The organism is Burkholderia sp. BCC1998, assembly GCF_905339875.1.
Lineage (GTDB): Bacteria > Pseudomonadota > Gammaproteobacteria > Burkholderiales > Burkholderiaceae > Burkholderia.
Window position 1 is genome coordinate 145,909 of sequence record NZ_CAJPHE010000005.1, and the last position, 21,343, is coordinate 167,251.

17 protein-coding genes are annotated in these 21,343 nt (G+C 67.9%); 9 read left to right on the forward strand and 8 right to left on the reverse strand.

What is annotated here, in order from left to right; all coding sequences use genetic code 11:
• Entirely contained in the window at positions 1–1,533 is a 1,533-nt protein-coding gene (adiC, locus tag U5A56_RS11380; RefSeq protein WP_321922356.1) for an arginine/agmatine antiporter, read from the reverse strand.
• Positions 1,534–1,961: 428 nt separating this feature from the next.
• Between adiC and U5A56_RS11385 the strand changes: the two genes are divergently transcribed.
• The 5 genes from U5A56_RS11385 (at position 1,962) to U5A56_RS11405 (ending at position 6,978) form a co-directional block, all read left to right on the forward strand.
• Entirely contained in the window at positions 1,962–3,032 is a 1,071-nt protein-coding gene (locus U5A56_RS11385) for a nitronate monooxygenase (RefSeq protein WP_321922358.1), read from the forward strand.
• 126 nt (positions 3,033–3,158) lie between these two features.
• On the forward strand, positions 3,159–4,613 hold the full coding sequence (locus U5A56_RS11390; protein WP_059978156.1) for a M20 family metallopeptidase: 1,455 nt from the start codon (positions 3,159–3,161) through the stop codon (positions 4,611–4,613).
• A 60-nt stretch (positions 4,614–4,673) separates the two neighbouring features.
• Positions 4,674–5,783 carry a malate/lactate/ureidoglycolate dehydrogenase gene (locus U5A56_RS11395; protein ID WP_321922363.1) on the forward strand — a complete coding sequence of 370 codons (1,110 nt, stop codon included), beginning with the start codon at positions 4,674–4,676 and terminating at the stop codon, positions 5,781–5,783.
• Positions 5,780–6,313 carry a TfoX/Sxy family protein gene (locus U5A56_RS11400; protein WP_321922365.1) on the forward strand — a complete coding sequence of 178 codons (534 nt, stop codon included), beginning with the start codon at positions 5,780–5,782 and terminating at the stop codon, positions 6,311–6,313. The genes U5A56_RS11395 and U5A56_RS11400 overlap by 4 nt, the downstream gene beginning before the upstream one ends.
• An 86-nt stretch (positions 6,314–6,399) precedes the next feature.
• Positions 6,400–6,978: an NnrU family protein gene (locus U5A56_RS11405; RefSeq protein ID WP_321922367.1), complete on the forward strand. Its 579-nt coding sequence runs from the start codon at positions 6,400–6,402 to the stop codon at positions 6,976–6,978.
• 179 nt (positions 6,979–7,157) lie between these two features.
• On the opposite strand, the gene U5A56_RS11410 is transcribed toward U5A56_RS11405, so the two are convergent.
• Positions 7,158–7,895 (reverse strand): sulfite exporter TauE/SafE family protein, encoded by a 738-nt coding sequence (locus U5A56_RS11410; RefSeq protein WP_321806997.1) that lies wholly within the window; start codon positions 7,893–7,895, stop codon positions 7,158–7,160.
• Between the two features lie 505 nt (positions 7,896–8,400).
• Between U5A56_RS11410 and benC the strand changes: the two genes are divergently transcribed.
• Positions 8,401–11,187 carry a benzoate 1,2-dioxygenase electron transfer component BenC gene (gene benC / locus U5A56_RS11415; RefSeq protein WP_321922369.1) on the forward strand — a complete coding sequence of 929 codons (2,787 nt, stop codon included), beginning with the start codon at positions 8,401–8,403 and terminating at the stop codon, positions 11,185–11,187.
• A 21-nt stretch (positions 11,188–11,208) separates the two neighbouring features.
• On the opposite strand, the gene U5A56_RS11420 is transcribed toward benC, so the two are convergent.
• Positions 11,209–12,141, reverse strand: coding sequence for a helix-turn-helix domain-containing protein (locus U5A56_RS11420; RefSeq protein ID WP_321922371.1), 933 nt, complete (start codon positions 12,139–12,141; stop codon positions 11,209–11,211).
• A gap of 374 nt (positions 12,142–12,515) precedes the next feature.
• Between U5A56_RS11420 and U5A56_RS11425 the strand changes: the two genes are divergently transcribed.
• The 3 genes from U5A56_RS11425 to U5A56_RS11435 all read left to right on the forward strand — a co-directional run bounded on the left by U5A56_RS11425 (position 12,516) and on the right by U5A56_RS11435 (position 15,873).
• Entirely contained in the window at positions 12,516–13,805 is a 1,290-nt protein-coding gene (locus U5A56_RS11425; protein ID WP_321922373.1) for an FAD-binding oxidoreductase, read from the forward strand.
• Between the two features lie 16 nt (positions 13,806–13,821).
• Positions 13,822–14,379 (forward strand): helix-turn-helix domain-containing protein, encoded by a 558-nt coding sequence (locus U5A56_RS11430; RefSeq protein WP_044847929.1) that lies wholly within the window; start codon positions 13,822–13,824, stop codon positions 14,377–14,379.
• Positions 14,380–14,526: 147 nt separating this feature from the next.
• Positions 14,527–15,873: a glutamine synthetase family protein gene (locus U5A56_RS11435; RefSeq protein WP_321922375.1), complete on the forward strand. Its 1,347-nt coding sequence runs from the start codon at positions 14,527–14,529 to the stop codon at positions 15,871–15,873.
• 70 nt (positions 15,874–15,943) lie between these two features.
• On the opposite strand, the gene U5A56_RS11440 is transcribed toward U5A56_RS11435, so the two are convergent.
• The 5 genes from U5A56_RS11440 to U5A56_RS11460 form a co-directional block, all read right to left on the reverse strand.
• Positions 15,944–16,432 (reverse strand): hypothetical protein, encoded by a 489-nt coding sequence (locus U5A56_RS11440; RefSeq protein ID WP_044847931.1) that lies wholly within the window; start codon positions 16,430–16,432, stop codon positions 15,944–15,946.
• A 318-nt stretch (positions 16,433–16,750) separates the two neighbouring features.
• Positions 16,751–17,140 (reverse strand): lysozyme inhibitor LprI family protein, encoded by a 390-nt coding sequence (locus U5A56_RS11445; protein WP_321922377.1) that lies wholly within the window; start codon positions 17,138–17,140, stop codon positions 16,751–16,753.
• A gap of 50 nt (positions 17,141–17,190) precedes the next feature.
• Complete coding sequence (locus U5A56_RS11450) at positions 17,191–17,952, reverse strand: N-acetylmuramoyl-L-alanine amidase (RefSeq protein WP_321922379.1); 762 nt, start codon at positions 17,950–17,952, stop codon at positions 17,191–17,193.
• Positions 17,953–18,099: 147 nt separating this feature from the next.
• Complete coding sequence (locus U5A56_RS11455; protein ID WP_321922381.1) at positions 18,100–19,719, reverse strand: FAD-dependent oxidoreductase; 1,620 nt, start codon at positions 19,717–19,719, stop codon at positions 18,100–18,102.
• On the reverse strand, positions 19,719–21,233 hold the full coding sequence (locus U5A56_RS11460) for a polyamine aminopropyltransferase (RefSeq protein ID WP_321922383.1): 1,515 nt from the start codon (positions 21,231–21,233) through the stop codon (positions 19,719–19,721). The genes U5A56_RS11455 and U5A56_RS11460 overlap by 1 nt, the downstream gene beginning before the upstream one ends.
• Between the last annotated feature and the right edge of the window lie 110 nt (positions 21,234–21,343).

Below are 21,343 nucleotides of genomic sequence, written 5' to 3' on the forward strand. Positions count from 1 at the left end.
TCATTCCCCCGTTTGTTGAGTTGCCGGGATGCCTGCTGCGGCGGCCGGCGAGCGTGCGTGAAGGATGTCGGCCTCGTGTCGGCCCACGGAGATCCAGAAGGTCGCGACGAGCGCGACGATGGTCACGCCGAGCGCGAGGTAGCGCACCCAGCGCGGCGAGCGGCCGCCCGGATGGACATGGGTTTCCTCGATTTCGCGCTGGCGGTTGATCGACAGCTCGTAGAACACGATCGTCGCGATCACGAAGATCAGCGACCAGCGCGTCTGCTGGCCGTCGGAGCCGACCATCGCCCACAGCGCGTAGACGGCGCCGATCAGGCCGACGATCGTGTAGAAGGTGAACTGGTGCGACGGCATCTTGCCGTAGCCGAGCACCTTGATCGCGATGCACGAGTAGATGTACGGCAAGAGCGTCATGATCACGGCGATCGACGCGATCTTGCCGAACTGCTCGCTCGCGCTCGGCGACATCGTCGCGAGCACCTGCACCGACATGATGACCGCGACGATCGCGAGGCCGGCCGACGGCACGTTCTTCGAGTTGACGCGGGCGAACACGCCGGCGAACAGGCCGTCGTCGGCCGCTGCCTTCGCGGTCTGGCCGACCAGCAGCGTCCAGCCCGCGAGCGAGCCGAGGCAGCCGAGCGCCGCGCAGATCGCGACCGCGTTCGCGGCGGTGTCGCCGAGCGCGAGGCGCGCGGCATCCGCGAACGGCGCGCTCGACGCGAGCAGCGCCTTGTTCGGGATCATCCCCATGATCACGGTCGAGCTGAGCACGTAGCAGACGGCCGCGAGCACGACGCCGCCGACGGTCGCGATCGGCACGTTGCGCGACGGGTTCTCGACGACGCCGGCCGACACCGACGCGCTCTCGACGCCGATGAACGCCCACAGCGTGAAGTTCAGCGTCGCGCCGATCGCGCTGAAGCTGCTCGCGCCCGACACGTTCCAGCCGGCGAAGTACACGTCCTTGCTGAACCAGAACCAGCCGAACACGGCCATCCCGAGGATCGGCACGAGCGCGAAGATCGTCGTGACCGACTGCACGCGGCCGACCACGTTCGGCCCGAGGATGTTCGCGTAGGTGAACAGCCAGATCACGAAGATCTGCGCGAGCGCGAACACGAGCGGGTCGTGCAGGACCGGGAAGAAGTGCGTGAGATAGCCGAGGCCGGCGACCGCGAGGCCGACGTTGCCGAGCACGTTCGCGAGCCAGTAGATCAGGTTGGTCTGGTAACCGATGTACGGGCCGAAGGCCTTGCGCGCATACGCATACGGGCCGCCGGCGGCCGGGTCGATCGCCGCGAGCTTCGCGAACACCAGCGCGAGCGACACGGCACCGACCACGGTGATCAGCCAGCCGAAAATCGCGATGCCGCCGGTGGCGGCGAGGTTCGCGGGCAGCATGAAGACGCCGGAGCCCATCATGTTGCCCGCGACCATCAGCGTGGCGGGGATGACGCCGATTTTCGGCGCGGCGGTCGCGGCTGGCGCGGCGGCGGAACGGGAGGAGGACGAGCTGGCATCGGACATGCGAGGCTCCTTGAATGGTCGTGATGCGGTTGAGGTGGCGCGGCCCGGCGCCGGTCGACGATTCCGGAATGGATCGTCGTTTTATTGAACGACAGCATCTTATCTCCTAATGAAGTTTAATAAGGGTGAGCGAGGCCATTTAATATCTTGAATATTGATGTCGATCATTGAAAAGGGTGAAACGCTTTGGTGCGGCTGAAGGTGGCCGCACCGGGGGGAATGGCCTGTCCGGGCCGTCCGGGTGGTGGTTTCGGGGCGAAGGTGAGATGCGGTGCAGGTTGAACGGATAATCGATTTTTGCCGAACCGGTTAATTAAATTTGCGGGCTGAATGAGTCGGCAAACCCTGATTGAATTAGTCGGTTATTATCGAGCGCTCGAAATGCGCTCGCCCGCACCATTGATTATTTCTACCGAACGGTGATTCCGATGACGATGCTGCCTTCCCGCCTGCCGCTGATCCAGGCTCCGATGGTCGGTTCCCTGAGCCCGCTGACGATTGCGGTCTGCGAGGCGGGCGGGCTCGGCTCGCTCGCATGTGCGGCGCTCGGCCCGCAGCAGTTGCGCGACGAGATCGCGGCGATCCACGCACGCACGCCGGCGCCGTTCAACGTCAACTTCTTCTGTCATGCGCCGCCCGCGCCCGATGCCGAGGTCGACGCGCGCTGGCGCGCGGCGCTGGCCGGCTACTACGCGGAAGCCGGGCTCGATCCGGCCGACGTGAAGGGCGGCCCTGGCCGCGCGCCGTTCGACGATGCGATGTGCGCGGTCGTCGAGGAATTGCGCCCGGCTGTCGTGAGCTTCCATTTCGGTTTGCCGGACGAAGCGCTGCTCGAACGGGTGCGGCGCACGGGCGCGTTGATCGTCTCGTCCGCGACGACCGTCGAGGAAGCGCGCTGGCTCGATGCGCGCGGCGTCGATGCGATCGTCGCGCAGGGCGCCGAGGCGGGCGGGCATCGCGGGATGTTCCTGACCGACGACATCCACGCGCAGCCGGGCCTGTTCGCGCTGCTGCCGCAGATCGTCGACGCGGTGCGCGCGCCGGTGATCGCCGCCGGCGCGATCGCCGATGGCCGCGGCATCGCGGCCGCGTTCGCGCTCGGCGCACGCGCGGTGCAGATCGGCACCGGCTACCTGCTGACGCCGCAGGCCGGCCGCTCGGCGCAGCATCGCGCGGCGCTGCGGGCCGCACGCGACGACGGTACGCGCGTGACCAACCTCTATACGGGCCGCCCCGGACGCGGCCTGCTGACGCGCTTCATGCGCGAGCAGGGGCCGATGAGCGCGCTGGCGCCCGCGTTCCCGCTCGCGACGGCGGCGGTCGATCCGCTGCGCGGCGCGTTCGAGCGGCAGGGGCGCGACGATTTCTCGCTGCTGTGGTCGGGCGAGGCCGCGGCGCTCGCGCGGGAAGAGGATGCCGGGGCGCTGACCCGGCGGCTGTGGGACGACGCGATCGCGTGCGCGGCGGGGTTGCGCGACGCATTCCCGCAGGCCGTTTGAGCGGGGGCGCGACGCGCTGCGGGAAACGGGCCCGAACGGGCCCTGAATACGGCACGGAAAGCGCCCCGGGGCGGGGGCATCGGCGTATCATCCGGTGTTTCGTCAGCCCTATCCAGGCACCCCACCATGACCTCCGTCGACACTACCCCCGTCCTCGACCATGACAAGCTCGTTACCTTCGTCGAGCGCAAGTGGAACGATGAAATCCTCCACGCACTGACCGACTACATCGCGATCCCCGCGAAGAGCCCCGCCTTCGACCCCGACTGGGCGAAGCGCGGCTATCTCGAACGGGTCGTCACCGATGCCGCGCAGTGGGCCGAACGCCAGCCGGTGAAAGGCCTGAAGCTCGAGATCGTGCGCTTGCCCGGCCGTACGCCGGTGATCTTCTTCGAAACCCCCGCAACCCGCTCGGGCAGCACCGACACGATCCTGCTGTACGGCCACCTCGACAAGCAGCCCGAATTCGACGGCTGGCGCGCGGACCTCGGCCCGTGGACGCCGAAGTTCGAGAACGGCAAGCTGTACGGCCGCGGCGGCGCGGACGACGGCTACGCGATCTACGCGAGCCTCGCCGCGCTCGGCGCGCTCGACGAGCAGGGCGTCGAACGCCCGCGCTGCGTCGGCCTGATCGAGACCTGCGAGGAGTCGGGCAGCTACGACCTGCTGCCGTACGTCGATGCGCTGCGCGACCGGCTCGGCCAGGTGTCGCTCGTCGTGTGCCTCGATTCGGGCGCCGGCAACTACGACCAGATGTGGCTGACGACGTCGCTGCGCGGGCTGGTGTCCGGCGACCTGCAGGTCGAGGTGCTCGAGGAGGGTGTTCACTCGGGCGTGTTCGGTGGCATCGCGCCGTCGAGCTTCCGCGTGATGCGCCAGCTGTTCGAGCGCCTGGAAGACGCGAGGAACGGCAACCTGCTGCCGGGCGTGTTCCATTGCGAGATTCCCGACAGCCGCGTGCGCGAAGCCGACGCGGCCGCCGCGATCCTCGGCGACGCCGTGTGGAAGGGGCTGCCGTGGGCATGCGGCGCGGACGGCAAGCCGGTGCTGCCGACCACCACCGATCCGCGCGAGGCGCTGTTGAACTCGACGTGGCGTCCGTCGCTGTCGGTGACGGGCGCGGCCGGCCTGCCGGCGCTCGCCGACGCGGGCAACGTGCTGCGTCCGCGCACCGCGTTCAAGCTGTCGCTGCGCCTGCCGCCGCTCGTCGACGCCGCTCAGGCCGTGCAGCAGCTGAAGGAACTGCTCGAACTCGATCCGCCGTACAACGCGAAGGTCACGTTCAAGCCGGATGCGGGCGCCGCGACCGGCTGGAGCGCGCCGGATCTCGCGCCGTGGCTCGCGTCGTCGCTCGACGCCGCGTCGCGCCGCCACTTCGGCGCGGACTGCGCGTACATGGGCCTCGGCGGCACGATCCCGCTGATGAACGTGCTGCAGGCCGGCTTCCCGTCCGCGCAGTTCATGGTGTGCGGCGTGCTCGGGCCGAAGTCGAATGCGCACGGCCCGAACGAGTTCCTGCACGTGCCGTACGCGAAGAAGCTGACCGCGGCGGTGGCGGACGTGATCGCGTCCGCGCGCTGAGTGTTCGCGCTGTCTGTCCCGACCCGACCGGATCCAACCCGACCTGACGGAGCCTTGCCGATGACCGCGCTGCCGACCCCCGATACCGACCCGCTGCGCATGCGCGCCGAACCGCTGCACGCGTTCGTCGCGGCACTCTGGGAGCGGGTCGGCAGCAGCGAGCGCGAGGCGCGGCTCGTCGCCGATCACCTGATCGGCGCGAATCTGGCCGGGCACGATTCGCACGGGATCGGGATGATCCCGAACTACGTCGCGTCGTGGCGGGAAGGGCAGTTGCAGTTGAACGGGCACGCGTCGATCGTCCGCGACGGCGGTGCGGTGCTCACCATCGACGGCGGGCGCGGCTTCGGCCAGGTGATCGCATTCGAGGCGATGATCGAAGGCATCGAGCGGGCACGGCGCATGGGTATCTGTGCGATCGGGCTGCGCGACGTCCATCACCTCGGCCGCATCGGGCACTGGGCCGAGCAGTGCGCGCGCTCGGGGCTCGTGTCGTTCCATTTCGTCAACGTGCCGGGCGACTTGCTCGTCGCGCCGCTGCACGGCACCGATCCGCGCTTCGGCACGAATCCGTTCTGCGCCGCGTATCCGCGCGCGGGGCGGCCGCCGCTGCTGCTCGATTTCGCGACGAGCGCGATCGCTTACGGCAAGACGCGGGTCGCGTACAACCAGGGCAAGCGCGTGCCGGCCGGGTCGCTGATCGATCATCGCGGCCAGCCGACCGACGATCCGGCCGTGATGCACGAGCAGCCGTTCGGCGCACTGCTGCCGTTCGGGCTGCACAAGGGGTATGCGCTGGCCGCGATGTGCGAGATCTTCGGCGGCGCGCTGGTCGGCGGGCATACGACCTACGGCGACACGCTGCAGAAGACGAGCGCGATCGTCAACGGGATGCTGTCGGTGCTGATCGATCCGGACGCGTTCGATGCGGCCGATGCGCAGCGCGAAGCCGATGCGTTCGTCGCATGGGCGAAGGCGTCGCCGCAGGCGGGCGATGCGCCGGTGCGGATGCCCGGCGAGCCGGAGGAGGCGAGCCGCGCCGCACGCGGCTTGGACGGCATTCCGGTCGATCGCGCGACGTGGCGGCAGATCCGCGAAAGCGCGGCGGCCGTCGGCTTCGACGACGCGGAACTCGACGTGTGGACACAGCGCTGCACGGAGCCCGCATGAGCTGGCAATCGGAGAAGGCGCACGGCGAGGAGATTGCGTACCGGCTCGCGCCGCTCGGCAAGGTAGAGGTCGTGCGGTTCTTCAGCGGCGCCGCGATGCGGCTCGACGGCGTGATGTTCGGCTTCATATCGCGCGGGTCGCTGTTCCTGCGCGTCGACGACGTGAACCGTCCCGCGTTCGTGGCGGCGGGGATGGGGCCGTTCTCGTATGAGCGTCCCACGCGCACCGTTGCGCTCGAGGGTTATTACGAAACGCCGGCCGACGTGCTCGAGGATGCGGGCGCGCTGTTCGACTGGTGCCGCGGCGCGTATCGGGCGGCGTTGCTGGCGGGGGCGCCGAAGCGCAAGGCGAAGGTGAAGGCGGCGCCGAAGCCGCCTGCGGAGCCGAAGACGGCAGCCGCGTCGACGCCGGCCGAGAAACGGAGTGTGAAGCCGGCTGCGAAAGCGTCTGTGAAACAATCCGCGAAAGCGGCGCCGAAACCTGTTTCGAAACCGGCCACGAAATCCGTGGCGAAGCGCAAGCAACCGTAGCGCCGGCCGTGTCGCCGGCCTCGCGAACGGCGCATCGAAAGGCGCGCGAATGATTCCCCACTCATGGTTCCAGACGGAGACAACCGATGCTCGTCCTGATTCTCGGTTTAGCGATCTTCCTCGGTGTGCATTCGATTCGGATCGTCGCGGACGGCTGGCGATCCGCGACCATCGAGCGGATCGGCGAGAAACGCTGGAAGGGCCCCTATGCGATCGCGTCGATCGTCGGCTTCGTGCTGATCATCTGGGGTTACGGGATCGCGCGCCAGGGCGGGACGCTGCTGTGGGTGTCGCCCGTCGGCGTTCGCCATCTCACCGGCATGCTGACCGCGATCGCGTTCGTGCTGATCGCCGCATCCTACGTGCCGCGCAACCGCATCAAGACGCTCGTCGGCCATCCGATGGTGGCCGGCGTGATGGTATGGGCGATCGCGCACCTGCTCGCGAACGGCACGCTGCACGCGGTCGTGCTGTTCGGCGCATTCTTCGTGTGGTCGCTGGTCGATTTCGTCGTGTGGCGCGCACGCGATCGCCGCAACGGCGTTCGCTATCCGGCCGGCAGCCTGTCGGGCGATGCCGTGACGATCGTCGTCGGACTCGTCGTATGGGCCGTCTTCGCGTGGTTCCTGCACGGCCCGCTGATCGGCGTGCGGCCGTTCGGTTGAACGCGCGCGCCTGCAAGCATTGACGAGCGCGGCGCGCAAGCCGCCCGCCGCGCCCGCGAATCCGCCCGCGACATCGAGGCGGGCGCATTGCCCGCCATCGCTCGACGCACCTGCCTATCGATCGCGAGTTCGTCGCGACCGACGGCATGCGTGCCGTCGGCGCGATCGGCGCGCGTGCGTCAGATCGGCTTGACGAACAGCCCCACGGTCAGCGCGGCGCCGATGCAGACGATCGCGATCCGCAGCACGCGCTCGTTCACGCGGTGCAGCGCCCACGCGCCGAGCAGGCCGCCGACGATCGCGCCGCCGCCGAGCGCGATGGCCTCGCGCCAGTGGAGGTGCGGCGAGGTCAGGAACAGCACGACCGCCGACGCGTTCATCACGCCCGCGAGCGCGTTCTTGGTCGACATCGCGTGACGCGGCGACAGGCCGGCCATCGTCAGCGCGGCCATCATCAGGAAGCCGATGCCGCCGCCGAAGTAGCCGCCGTAGATCGCGATCAGGAACTGCGAGATCGCGGCCGTGACGGGGCCGACATGCTGCGTGCCGGCGCCGGTCTTGCGGAAGAAGCTGCCCCATGCGAACACGACCGTCGCGAACAGCACGAGCCACGGCACGAGGTGCGAGAAGATCGACGACGGGGTTTTCAGCAGCAGCAGCCCGCCGAGCGCGCCGCCGACCACGCTGATCGCGAACAGCGCGCGAAACGATAGCTTGCCCGCGCCGCGCACCATGTTCCGGCTGGCCCAGCCCGTCGTGACCTGGCCGGGAAACAGCGCGACCGTCGACGTGATGTTCGCCGCGAGCGGCGACATTCCCGACACGATCAGCGCGGGCAGCGTGACGAACGAGCCGCCGCCCGCGAGGGCGTTTTGCAGGCCGGCCCACAGGCCGGCGACGATGATGAGGGCGAGCATGGGTGCGGAAGCGGAGAAGTGGCGGGGCGCGCGGGTACGCGCGGCGGACGCCCGATGGTAATGCAGGATCGCGGCGGCGCAAAGCGGGCCGGCGCGCGGCGTTGCAGGGGGCGCGGCCAGTGATTGTTGGAGCCCAGCGAGTGCGCGCCGCCAACCGGCAGCCGTAAATCCGGCGCTGTCGTCCGAGCGACCGAACGCAGATTGGCCGACGGTCGTGCCGGATCGCGACAGCGTCCCGATTCGACACGTGCGAGAGCGAACATGGCGGCGCCGCTTAACCCGTTCCGACGCGCCGCAGATTCGGATTTCCAATCGCGGCGGGTGTGCGCGCCGGCCGTTGCACACGGACATCCGGCGCCGCTCGTGATGCACGTTTTGTCCGGGACAACGTCGTCTCTGTCCGTTGAGGGGAACGCGGCGCAGGCTCTAAATTGGCGTCATCAAACCCACCGGGCGCCTGCGAGAGGCAAGGTCGCATCGCGCCGGCTTCAGAGGAGACACCGCCATGCCCTATCAGATCACCCTGCGCTTCGAGGACGAAGTGACCCGCTTCATCGAGTGCGATGAGAACGAGCGCATCACCGATGCCGCCATTCGCGCCCGGATCAATATCCCGCTCGATTGCCGCGACGGCGTGTGCGGTACCTGCAAGGCGATCTGCGAGTCCGGCGAATACGAGCTCGGCGACTGTGTGGAAGAGGCGCTGACGCCGGACGAAGCGAGCGCCCGCACGGTACTTACATGCCAGATGACGCCGCGTTCCGACTGTGTGATCCGGATCGCGACGAGTTCCGATGTGTCGGGCACGGGGCCGTCCTCCTTCCGGGGACGAATTTCCGCGTGCCAACGCGCGTCAGCCACGACGATCGTCTTTTCCGTCGAGCTCGAGAATCGCGCGGATCTCGGTTTCCTGCCCGGGCAGTACGTGAACATCCAGGTGCCCGACACGGACCAGACACGGTCGTACTCGTTCAGCTCGGGGCCGTCCGAGTCGCAGGTGTCCTTTCTCGTGCGCAACGTGCGCGCAGGCGCGATGTCGACCTGGCTTTGCGAATCCGCCAAAGTCGGCGACCCGATCGAATTTCGTGGTCCGATGGGAAGCTTCTATCTGCGCCCGATCCTGCGGCCGGTGCTGTTCCTCGCGGGCGGCACGGGCCTCGCGCCGTTCCTCTCGATGCTGGACAAGATCGTCGCGGACGGCGGCAGCCCCTATCCGGTTCACCTGATCCTCGGTGTGAACGGCGATGAGGATCTGGTCGGCGTCGATCGCCTCGAATCGTATGCGCAGCGCCTGCCGAATTTCACCTATGTGTGCACGGTCGCCCATCCCGACAGTGCCTATCCGAACAAGGGCTACGTCACCCACCATATCGCCGCTCCGCAGCTCAATGGCGGCGACGCGGACGTGTACCTGTGCGGCCCGCCGCCGATGGTGGATGCGGTGCGCGATTTTCTCTCGTCGGAAGGGCTGACACCGCGCAACTTCTACTACGAGAAATTCGCCGGCACCGGCCTCGTGGTCCAGACGGGCGAGGAGCGCATCGCGCCGGTCGACGTCGATGAAGCGTTCGACCTGCGAATGGCCCTCGAACTGGGTGCGGCACAGCTGACCATCGGCCGGCTGTCGAGCGAGCAATTGATCACGTTCCGCCGGCTCGCCGAGGCGACTGCGCCGTTCGTGTCCGGGCAGCGCTTTACCGACGTGCCGCGCTATATCGAGGCAAATCACGCGTTCCATCTGTTCACGATCGAGGCGTCGGGGAACACGCAACTGCTGGCGCTCTACCGGCAACTGGCCGTGCAGGACTACATCGCGCGCGCGTTGACCGACCAGATCGAGATCGTCGGCGATATCGTCCAGCAGCACCGGGACATTGTCGCTGCGTTCGAGCTCGGCGACCTAAATGCGGCAAGAGACGTGATTGCGCTGCATGCACGTCATTCCAAGGCAACGATGAGCCGCGCGCTGGAGCGCATGGCATCCGGCGAGACGGCACGCGCCGTCGCAGCGCCCGCGCCGCAGCCTGTCGTGGCGGAACCTGCGCCGCAGGTCTGCCCGTTCACGGCAAGAACGCTGCCGCCGTATTCGCATGAACTGGCGTGGCCGGAAGGGTTGGCACCGTTCAAGGTGGTCGATGACGGTTCGCAGGGCGACCCCTACGAGCACTACCGCTGGATGCGCGAGCATGCGCCGGTGCTGCGTTGCCAGTCGGCGACGTCGGATGTCTGGTTCATCTCGCGCTATGACGACGTCTACCAGGCCATTCGCAATCCGAAGCTGTTTTCATCCGAGGTCGTCAGCCCGCCGCCGTTGACGTTCCTGACACTGTTCGACGCGCCCGACCACTCGCGGTTGCGGAAGGTCGTCCAGCCTTCGTTCCTGCCGCTGGCGCTGGATCCCTTCATCGAGCAGATCGCGCAACGGGCGGAGGACTTGCTCGACGCGATGATCGCGAAGGGCGGCGGTGATGTCGTGAACGATTTCGCGATCCCGCTCAGCATTTCGACCATTTCCGCGATGATCGACGTGCCGAACGAGGATGAGGAAAAAATGAAGTTCTGGTCCGACGAGACCTTCAGCTATTTCGGGCGGCTCGCTCGCAACGCGCCGGGAACGGGCACCGACGAGCAAAGCGCGCATGCGTTCTTCGCCTACCTGAAGGATGCGATGGAGCGGCTCGCACGTACCGACAGCCAGTCGATCGGCGGGCATATCGCGCGCATGTGGAAAGACGGCCTGCTTTCGGAGAAGGAAGCGAAGGAGCTGTGCGCGTTCGTGTTCATCGCCGGGCACGATACGACGACGATCATGGTCGCGAACGCGTTCCGCATGTTCGCCGAACAACCGGAGCTGCTCGCGCGTATCCGCGACAACCCCGCCGATGCGGATCGATTCGTCGAGGAGGTGGCGCGCTATCGCGGGACCGTCCAGCGCGTGAGTCGCATCACCACCGAGGCGACGACCGTTGCCGGCGTGGACTTGCCCAAGGGCGCGGTGGTGCGGTTGCTGCTGTCGGCCGCGAACCGCGACAGCCGCAAGTTTGCCGACGGCGAAACGTTCGATATCGACCGTGATGCCAGCGGTCACCTCGGTTTCGGCAACGGCATGCACAAATGCCTCGGGGCGCCGCTCACCAAGCTGGAGACGCTGATCGCGACGAAGGCGCTGGCCCGCAAGATCGGCGTCATTTCGCTCGATCCGGAACGGCCGATCCAGTATGTGCGGGGCAACAACCTGACCAACTCCGGGCCCGAGCATCTGTACGTGAAGCTGTGTCCGTTGCCGAACTGACCGCGCGGACGCGAAGCCGGGTCAGTCGGTTTCGCGCCGTTCGGCCGGCAAGGAGCGCTGGTGTGCCCCCGAGCGGTACTCGGTCGGACGGAGTCCCGTCTGCTTGCGGAAGAAGCGGCCGAAATAGGCTTCGTCCTGGAAGCCGAGTTCGCTGGCGATCTGCTTCACGCTGAACGTCGAATAGCCGAGCAGCCGCTTGGCTTCATGAACCGTGCGTGCGTCGATCGCCTCGATGGCCGAGACGCCCAGCGTTGCGCGGCAGATGCGGGTGAGCTGGCCGGTAGTCACGCCCATCTCGTCTGCATAGCTCGCGACGGATCGCCGTTCGCGGCAATGGCGGTCGAGCAGCGCCCGGAATCGCTCGATCCGCGCGGCGATCGTCCGCCGCTCGGAACTGGCTGAAAGCCGCGCGCTTTCGCTGAGGCGGCCGATCTTGACGAATAGCGCGATCGTCAGCGCAGCGCCCGCGGTGAACTGCCAGCGCTCGTGACTCTCCGCCTCGTGCCGGATCGACTGGAACAGGGCGTCCAGCGGCGTGCCGCGTTCGACTTCGGGATCGACCGACAGCACGGTCGGCGTGCGGATGAATTCGAGCAACTCGGGTGCAGCCGTCATCGCAAGCGATTCCAGCGCGGACTGCGCGGCGGTGATGACGTGACCGTCGATATCGCTCCGGAAGCGAAAGCCGTGGACGGCGCGCGCCGGCACCACGATCAGGCAGGGCGCTTCGACCGCCCACGTCCGATCGTCGATGAAGGTTTCGCCGCCGCCGCCGGTGACGTACAGCACCTGAATCAGCGCATCGTGGACGTGCGGCTGGATGTCGAAGTCGAAGCGGCCGGCGCGCAGCGGAATACGCTCGTAATGCACCATGTCGACCCATGCCGCGTCGACCTCCGCGCCATACAGCGCGAAATGCTGAACCGTGCGGCGCTGCCGTGGGTCACGCGCCATGATGCACGTTGTGGCCCGCCGGGCGTGACGTTCGTCCGTCGTTCCAACGACGCTTGACGCGTTCGATTGCGATAGGGATTGCGGGAGACATGATCACGTGGAAAATTTTGAAAAGTATAGCCGTGCCGCGGGCGGACGTGACAAGCGTACTGCGTTGGCAATGCCGGACGGTCTTGCGACGCTGGCGCGTGCGTCGAAGAACAGGCCGCTGCCCGGCTGATCGCCGCGCGCCTCGCGGGTCGAGTCAAATCCGCGGACGACGGGACAATGGAGACCGAGTGACGACGCGCCCCCACATCCTCCCGCTTGCCTCCGTGAAATTGACGTGCTAATTTTTCATGAAATTAGCCGACTGAAATTTCACGGGAGCCCGCATGTTCGTGCAGTCCGACCGTCACGTCGCAAGCTACTACGCCGGTACCTACCCGGCGCCGATCCCGCGCCGTCCCGAACTGGACGAACGCATCGACGCCGACGTGCTGGTCGTCGGCGCGGGCTTCAGCGGGCTGCACACGGCGTTGCGCCTGGCGCTCGCGGGCAAGCGCGTCGTCGTGCTCGAAGCGAGCCGCGTCGCGTGGGCCGCATCGGGCCGCAACGGCGGACAGGCGCTGCTCGGCTGGTCGTGCGACATGCAGCCGCTCGAGGATTCGCTCGGCCGCGACGGCGCGCGCATGCTGTGGGACAGCATGCGCTGGGCTGCGGCCGAAGTGCGCGAACTGCCCGCGCGGCACGGCTTCGACATCGACTATCGGCCCGGCAGCCTGTGGGCCGCGGTGCGGCCGCGTCGCGTTGCGTTGCTCGCACAGGCCCGCGACGAAGCCGCGCAGCGCTGGGGCTACGACCGGCTGCGCGTGATCGGGCAGGACGAGATGCCCGAGTGGATCGGCAGCGCGCGCTATCTCGCCGCGCTCTACGATCCCGAGGCCGGCCATCTGAATCCGCTGAAGCTCGCACTCGGTCTCGCGCAGACGATCGAACGGGCCGGCGGCCGCATCTTCGAGCAAAGCCGCGTGCTCGACTGTCGCGAGACGGCCGGCGGTCACGTCGCACGCACCGCGCACGGCGAAGTGCGCGCGGACGTGCTGGTGCTCGCGTGCAACGCGTACGTCGACCGGCTCGATCCCGAGCTGTCGCGCCGGTTGCTGCCGGTCGGCACGTACCAGGTCGCGACCGCGCCGCTTTCGGCGGACGTCGCCCGCTCACTGCTGCCGCAGAACAGCTGTGTGATCGACAACCAGTTCGTGCCCGACTACTTCCGCCTGAGCCCCGACAACCGTCTGCTGTTCGGCGGCGGCTGCACGTATCTCGGCGGGATTCCGGCCGACATCGCGACCGCGACGCGCCCGCATCTCGAACGCGTGTTCCCGCAACTGGCCGGCGTGCCGCTCGACTTTGTGTGGGGCGGCCACATCGACATCAGCATGCGCCGCACGCCCGACATCGGCCGCCGCGGCCAGCGCTTCTGGCTGCAGGGCTTCTCGGGGCACGGCGTGCTGCCGACGCTCGCCGGCGCGCGCGCGGTCGCCGATGCCGTGCTCGGCGACGATCGCCTGCTCGCGCAGTACCAGCGCATCCGCAACCCGCGCTTTCCCGGCGGCGACCGCCTCGCCGCGCCGCTGGAAGCGATCGGCAAGGCCTGGTACCGTTTGCGCGATACCGTCTGACGTACCGGAACTCATCATGAACGAACAGGAAGAGATAGAAAGTCTGGCGATCCTGATCCGCGACCTGCGCAAGCATCGCAAGGTCACGCTCAACGATCTCGCGGAACGGATCGGCCGCTCGGTCGGCTTTCTGTCGCAGGTCGAACGCGGGCTGTCGCGCCCGACGGTCGCGGATCTCACCGCGATCGGCGAGGCGCTCGGCGTGCCGACCACGTATTTCTACAGCCTGAGCAAGCCGCGCAGCGTGCCGTGGGTCACGCGGCCCGACGAGCGGCGCACCGTGTATTACGCGGCCGGCATCACGGACATCCTCGTGTCGCCGAACATGCGCTCGCGCTTCTCGATCCTCGAGAGCCATCTCGCGCCCGGCGCGAGCAGCGGCGAGCGCTCCGTCGACGACAGCGACGAGCAGGGCGGCTTCGTGCTTGAAGGCGAGCTGACGATCTGGATCGACGGCGACGACACGCCCGTCACGCTCGGCCCGAACGACGCATTCCAGCTTCCCGCGCACAAGCGGTTTCGTTACGCGAACCTGGGCGACGCGCCGGCGCGCGTGATCTGGGTGTTCACCTGAGTTCGCCGGCGGGCGGTCCCACGGATCGTCGCGCCGTGCTGCTGGTTTGCAGTACTGATCGACATCGGGCATGTGGCGTGCCGCATGCCGATGAGTCCGGTTCGCCGCGCCGCGGCACCGTCATACAAGACATGGAAAGGATGAGACATGGCTGACGTCGTTCCCGTGCTGGTCGATGAAGTCCGCGCATTCCGGCAGGCGCATCCCGAGATCCGTTATGTCGACCTGATCTGTCTCGACCTGCCGGGCCATTTCTACGGCAAGCGTTATCCGATCGATGCGCTCGAGAAGGTCGCGTCGGGCTCGCTGCTGAAGCTGCCGCAGAACTGCGTGCTGCTCGGCACGCAGGGCGGCCTCTACAAGATCGGCGATTACTGCTTCAACGACGGCGACCCCGACGCGCCGCGCCGCCTGATTCCCGGCACGCTGAAGCCGGTGCGCTGGGAGCGGCAGCCGCTCGCGCAGATGCTGATCAGCTCCGACGGCACGGACGCGCCGATCGAGTTCGAGCCGCGCGAGGTGCTGGCGCGCGTGCTGCGGCGGTTCGCGGCGCGCGGCATCCGGCCGGTCGTCGCGTTCGAGCTCGAGTTCTACCTGTTCGCCGCGCAACTCGCGGACGGGCTGCCGCAGTATCCGCGCGACCGCTTGAGCGACGACCGCGACGACCAGCCGAACATGCACATCGAACGCCTGTCGCGGTTTTCCGATGTGCTGCACGAGATGGTCGAGGCCGCGCGCGAGCAGGGCGTCGACGCGACGGTGATCACGGCCGAGCTCGGGCCCGGCCAGTTCGAGATCAACTTCGGCCATACCGACGACGCACTGCGCGCGGCCGACTGGTCGGCGCTGTTCTGCCGCAGCACGCGCGGCGTCGCGCTGCAGCACGGCTATCGCGCGAGCTTCATGGGCAAGCCGTACCTGCATGCGCCGGGCAGCGGGATGCACGTGCACGTGAGCCTGTATGACGACGCGGGCCGCAACCTGCTCGCGGTGGACGCGCAGCGACCGCTGCGGCATGCGGTGGCCGGCTGCCTCGCGCTGCTGCCGCACTGCATGCCGGTATTCGCGCCGAACCACAATGCGTTCCGCCGCTACGGCTCGATGGTGAATGCGGCGAGCCGCGCAAGCTGGGGCTTCGAGGATCGCGACGCGTGCATCCGGATTCCGGAATCGGATGCGCGCAATCTGCGCATCGAGCATCGGCTCGCGAGCGCGGACGCGAATCCGTACCTGGTGCTCGCGGCGATCCTGTCCGGGATGGAGCACGGGCTCGACGCACGGATCGAGCCGATCGCGCCGCTCAACGACGACCGCGGCAGCGGGATCGATTTCCCGAAGGAGATGCTGTCGGCCGTCGCGGCGATGCAGGATCACGCGGCCGTGCGCGACGGGCTCGGCAGTGAATTCGTGATGGTGTATTGCGAGAACAAGCGGCAGGAGGAGCTGGATTTTCGCAACGAGATCGGGGCGCGCGAGTATCGGTGGTTCCTGTGACGACATCACGCGTGACCCCGCCGCGGGTCACGCGCAATCGGCCTGCGTCGTTGCCTGCGATCGAATCCGTTCAATACGTGGACAAGGCGTTCCAGCTCTCGCCGTCCTTCACTTCGACGGCTGCGGTCGCGACCGGCGTCATGACCAGCAATTCCGTCGGGCGCACCGACCACACGACGGCGATCAGTGTCGAGTCGTCGAGCGTCGTTCCGTTCAGGTACAGGCTCATGCTTTTGACGTCGGTTTTCAACACGCTCCAGTCGACTTTCTTCAGGCCGTCGATCGCGAGACGATAGAAGAAGTCGTAGTTGTCGTAGGCCGTCTGCGTGTCCGTGCCGGTGCTGAAGAACCAGCCATTCTCCTTGTTCTTGTACATGCACCAGCTTTGCGCCTGCTGCGCGAGCGTGCCGCTCGTGACGAGCTTCACGAGATTGCTCTTCGCGTCGTCGACGGTTTTCGCCTGCCACGGCGCGAAGCCGCCCGCCGCCTTGACGTCCGCCGGCGTGCGGCCCGGTTTGCCCGCGCGGGCGTTGTCTTCACCACGGTATGCGTATTGCATGATGTGCCTCCGGTTCGATATCGGTCGATCGGGATGTGTCCGCGATGCGAATGGACACGAGCACGATATCGGCGGCGCACGCGGCGGGAAATGGACCGAAGGTGTGGCGGGGCGTCAGGGGGAGGACGGCACGGGACGATCGTTCGGGGTGCCACGCATTGCCGGGTGGCGGATAAGCACGACATGAACGGGGACGAGCATGCGGACGAGACGGCAGGTCAACGGCCGCATGAAGCGAATGAATGGATTGACGGGAATGGCCGAACGCGGCCATCCCCGGTTCATCCGTAGCGTGCCGGCGCAGCGCCGGCGGCATGCTTACTCCCCGAGCTTCGCCGTCACGCACCCCGTGCTCGAGCATTCGCGCTCGCGTTCGCGCAGGAACGACAGGCGCGATTGCGTGAAGTCGATCACGCATTGCAGGTTCACGAGATAGCCGTCGTCGCGCGTTTCGCTGCAGCGGTCGTCGCGCCGCTTCATCCACGCGAGCTGGCCGGTCTTCAGCTTCGCCTGCTGGTCGCCGCTCAGTTGCTTGCGCACGCGGCCGTACTCGTCGTTCAGTTCGCGGTCGACCTGCGAGAACTCGTTGCTGCTGCAGTACACCTGGTCGAACGCGCTGCGCGGTTTGCCGCAGCCGGCCGCCTGCGCGGCGAACGGCACGGCAAGTGCGAGCAATGCGCAGGATACGAGCAGATTCTTCTTCATCATTGTGGTGCTCCTCACTGGGTGAAAATCGTTGAAACCGACCGGCGGCGCCTTTACCTGGCCGCCGTACATGCGTCGATCCCGCCCGCGATCGCGGTGGCGAGGCGCTGGATTGTCTCGCGCTGCGCGAGCCGCTTTTCCTCGTCGGGATTGACGATCACGCCCGCCTCGACCAGAACGGCCGGGATCGGCGCGGTACGCAGCACGACGAGATCGTCGAAGCGGTGGATGCCGAGTTGCGGATCGATCAGCGGGCGGTTCTCGCCCTTGATCGGCTGCGCGTGATACAGCGACGGCCGTTCGCCGGCCGCGACCAGGCGTTCGGCGATCGCGTTCGCGCAACGCAGGCTTTCCGCGTAGTGCGGATTGCGCTCGGACACGAACACGGCGAAACCGCGGAATTCGCGCTGCCGGCCCGCGTCGATGAACTGCTGCTGCATCGAATCGTGATGGATCGACACGAACAGATTTGCGTCCGACGCCTGCGTCGAGCGCTGGTCGAGCGCGATCTCGCGGCCGTCGGCCGACGTGCGCAGCACGCGATCGCCGTGCGCGGCGAGCGTCTGCGCGACGGCGGTGGACAGGTCGAGGTTGTACCGGTATTCGACGCGACCGCTTGCGCCGGTGGCACCCGGGTGGGCCGGCGTATGGCCGGTGTCGACGACGACGTAGCGGCCGGAGGCCGGCTGTGCGTCCGGACCCGCCGCATCGGCCGCATGCAGCGCGAGCGGCGCGCCAAACAGCGGGACGCATGCGAGCAGGCGCGCGGCGGCGCGCACGAACGGACGAAGGCGTCGAAGGGTTCGATTTGTCATTGTTGTTGTCGAGGAGGGCATGCGGCGCGTCGCCTGGCGCGCACCGTCGGCCTGCTCAATGCAGTCGGAATGTCGCGCGATTATAGCGGTTGCCGGCGGCGCCGCAATGACGGAATGCGCGGCGTCGCGCGCGGCGGAAACCGGCGCTCAGGCGAGCACGCGCCGGGCCGCGCGCATGCCCCAGTACGATGCTTCCTCGAACAGCGACAGCCCGGACAGGTCCGCGTGCGCGAACACGACGGGGCCATCGGCCTCGCGCAGCGCGAGCAGCCCCGGCCGGCTCAGGAAGCCGACATCGGGTGTCGCCATCGCGTGGCCGCGCACGGTGATCTCGAGCGCGGTCGCGTGCTTCCACAGTTCGCGTCCGTAGACGGCCTGCAGGTCGATCGCCGCCTGTTCGCGCAACGCATCGGGCTTTGCCTGGGCAAGCCAGCGGCGCGTGTCGTCCGGCGTTTGCGTACTCAACGCCTGATAGGCGGAGAACACCGAACGCGTCGGCGGCGACATCCGGATCAGCTGGTGCGTCGACACGACATAGCCGAGCCCCGCGCCGTCGTAGACGACGTTGTCCCACGCGAGCGGCACGCCGGCTGCCTCGGCCGGCATCCCGTCGAGCAGGAAATTGGACACGAGCCACGGCGCGCGCGGCGGCAGGTCGCGCGCAGGATCGAAGCCGTACGCGCGCAACTGCGGAAACACGCGAGCCGCGACGAACAGCGGCATGGCGCTGACGACGCGCCGCGCCTTCAGCGTGAACGTCGACAGCGTGCCGTCGTCGGCGATGCGCGCACACAGCACGTCGACGCCGCCCGCGCGCTCGGTCGCGCGAACGGCGAAGCCGCGCCGCGACCACTCGTTCGAGCCGGTGCGCGCGGTGATCGAGTCGCTCAGCTTCGTCACCATCGTATGCAGCCCGTCGGGCCAGGTCAGCACGGCGCCGTCGCTCGCATCGCTCGCGTGGCCGCCGCGCGACGAGAAATAGTGCAGGCCGGCCCACGCGGACACGTGCTCGTAACCCGCACCGTAGTCGTCGCGGCAGCAGTAGTTCAGGTACCAGTGCAGCGCGGTCGCGGTGTAGCCCTCGTCGAGCAGCCATTGCCTGAACGAGCGTCGGTCGAGCGCGCGCCAGCGCGGGTCGCGCGACGATTCCGCGAGCGGGATGCAGAACACCTTGCGGCCGTCCGCGCCGCGCGCGGAGCGCAGGCTGTCGGTGTAGGCGAAGAAGCGCGTTTGCTGCGCGAGCGCATCGGCGTCGAGGCCGGCCGTCGGCACGATGCCGTCCTGCCACTGGCCGCCGATGAACAGCCGTTCGTCGGGTGCGTGCACGAGCGCGCGTTCGTCGTACGCGGGTTGCGCGGAGAACGGCGCCGCTTCGATCACGCCGAGATCGGCGAGCATGTCGCGCAGATGCGCGGATTCGAGCGACGGCAGCGGCAGGTAGTGCGCGCCCTTCGGATAGCCGAGTTCGCCGAAGCGGCCGCCGGCCGCATTGCCGCCGAATTCAGGGCCGGCGAGCACGACGAAGCGTGTGTGTCCCGCGCGCGCGAGCTGCCACGCGCACGACAACCCGGCCGCGCCCGAGCCGAGGACCGCGACGTCGGTCTCGATCGTGCCGGACGGCGGCGGCAGCGCCGCGTGGTCGCGCAGCGCATGGCCTTCGCGCATGCCGGGGTAGCCGACGCGCGGCGTCGTCTCGATCCAGCCGCTGCGACCGCACGCGGCGAGCGACGCCGCCGCGGACGCGACGAGGAACGTGCGGCGATCCATCAGCGCAGCACGTGCTTCCAGTCGTCGTCGAAGCGGCGCACGAGCGGCTGGTCGTTGAGTTCGTTCGGCGACATCGGCAGCGCCGGCATGTCGGCCGGGAAGTGGAACATCTCGGCGGCCGTCTGCGCGTCGAGCCAGCGCGTCGGCACCGAATAGCGTGTCGGCACGGTGAAGTCGCGACGCTTGCCGGCGATCACGAACCCCCAGTCGCCGAACGACGGCACGTAGCAGTGGTACGGCCAGGTGTTGAGGCCGGCTTCGTGCAGCGTCGCGATGATCGTCCAGTACGCGTGCGGCGCGAAGTACGGCGACGTCGACTGGATCACCGCATAGCCGTTCTCGGACAGGTGGCGCCCGAGCAGCCGGAACACCGGCACCGAATACAGCCGGCCGAGCCCGAAGTTGGTCGGATCGGGGAAGTCGACGACGATTGCGTCGTACACGTCGGCGTTCGATTCGAGCCAGCGCACCGCATCGTCGTTGATCACCTGTACGCGCGGGTCCTTCAGCGAACCCTGGTTCAGCTTCACGAGCGGCGCCGAAGTCGAGAACAGCTTCGTCATCGCGGGATCGAGATCGACGAGCGTGATCCGTTCGAGATTGCGGTGCTTGAGCAGTTCGCGCACCGCGAGGCCGTCGCCGCCGCCGAGCACGAGCACGCGCTTCGCCCACGGCAGCGCCTCGATCGTCGGATGGATCAGCGCCTCGTGATAACGATGCTCGTCGCGCGACGAGAACTGCAGGTTGCCGTTCAGGTACAGCCGCATGTCGTCGTGCCACTGCGTGAGCACGATGCGCTGGTACGGCGTCGTTTCCGAATAGATCGTCTCGTCGCCGTACACGCCGTGCTCGGCCCAGTGCGTGATGCGGTCCGACAGCGCGAAGCCGGCGACGAGCAGCCCGATCACGAGCGACGCGCGCATCAGCTTGCCGCGCACGTTGCGGATCTCGGCGCGGAACAGGTGCGTGGTCCACAGCGCGACGAACGCGTTCAGCAGCCCGAACAGGAAGCTCGTGCGCAACAGGCCGAGACGCGGCGCGAGCACGAGCGGGAAGATCAGCGACACGGCGAGCGAGCCGAGATAGTCGAAGGTCAGCACTTCGCTGACGGTATGGCGGAACGCCTGGCGGCGCTGCTGGAACGCGCGCATCACGAGCGGGATCTCCATCCCGATCAGCAGGCCGAGCGCGAGCACGAGCGCATAGAGCGCCGCGCGGAAGGGCGCAGCCAGCCACGCGAACACCGCGAACAGCAGCGCTGCCGACACGCCGCCGAGCAGGCCGACGAGCAGTTCGATGTCGACGAAGCGGTCGAGCACGTCGTCGTCCTCGACGAACTTCGCGAGCCACGAGCCGATCCCCATCGCGAACAGGTAGCTGCCGATCACCGACGAGAACTGCAGGATCGAATCGCCGAGCAGGTAGCTCGACAGCGCGCTGCTGATCAGTTCGTAGCCGAGCCCGCACGACGCGAGCACGAGGATCGACAGGACAAGCGCGCGCTTATGCAGCATGGCGCGTCCGTTGTGCAGTGCTCGTCAATGTGGATATACTGGCGCGGATTTTCGTGGGGTGGCCCGCCATGGGCCAGCCTGCGACGGGGCGGCGAACCGAGCACAAAATC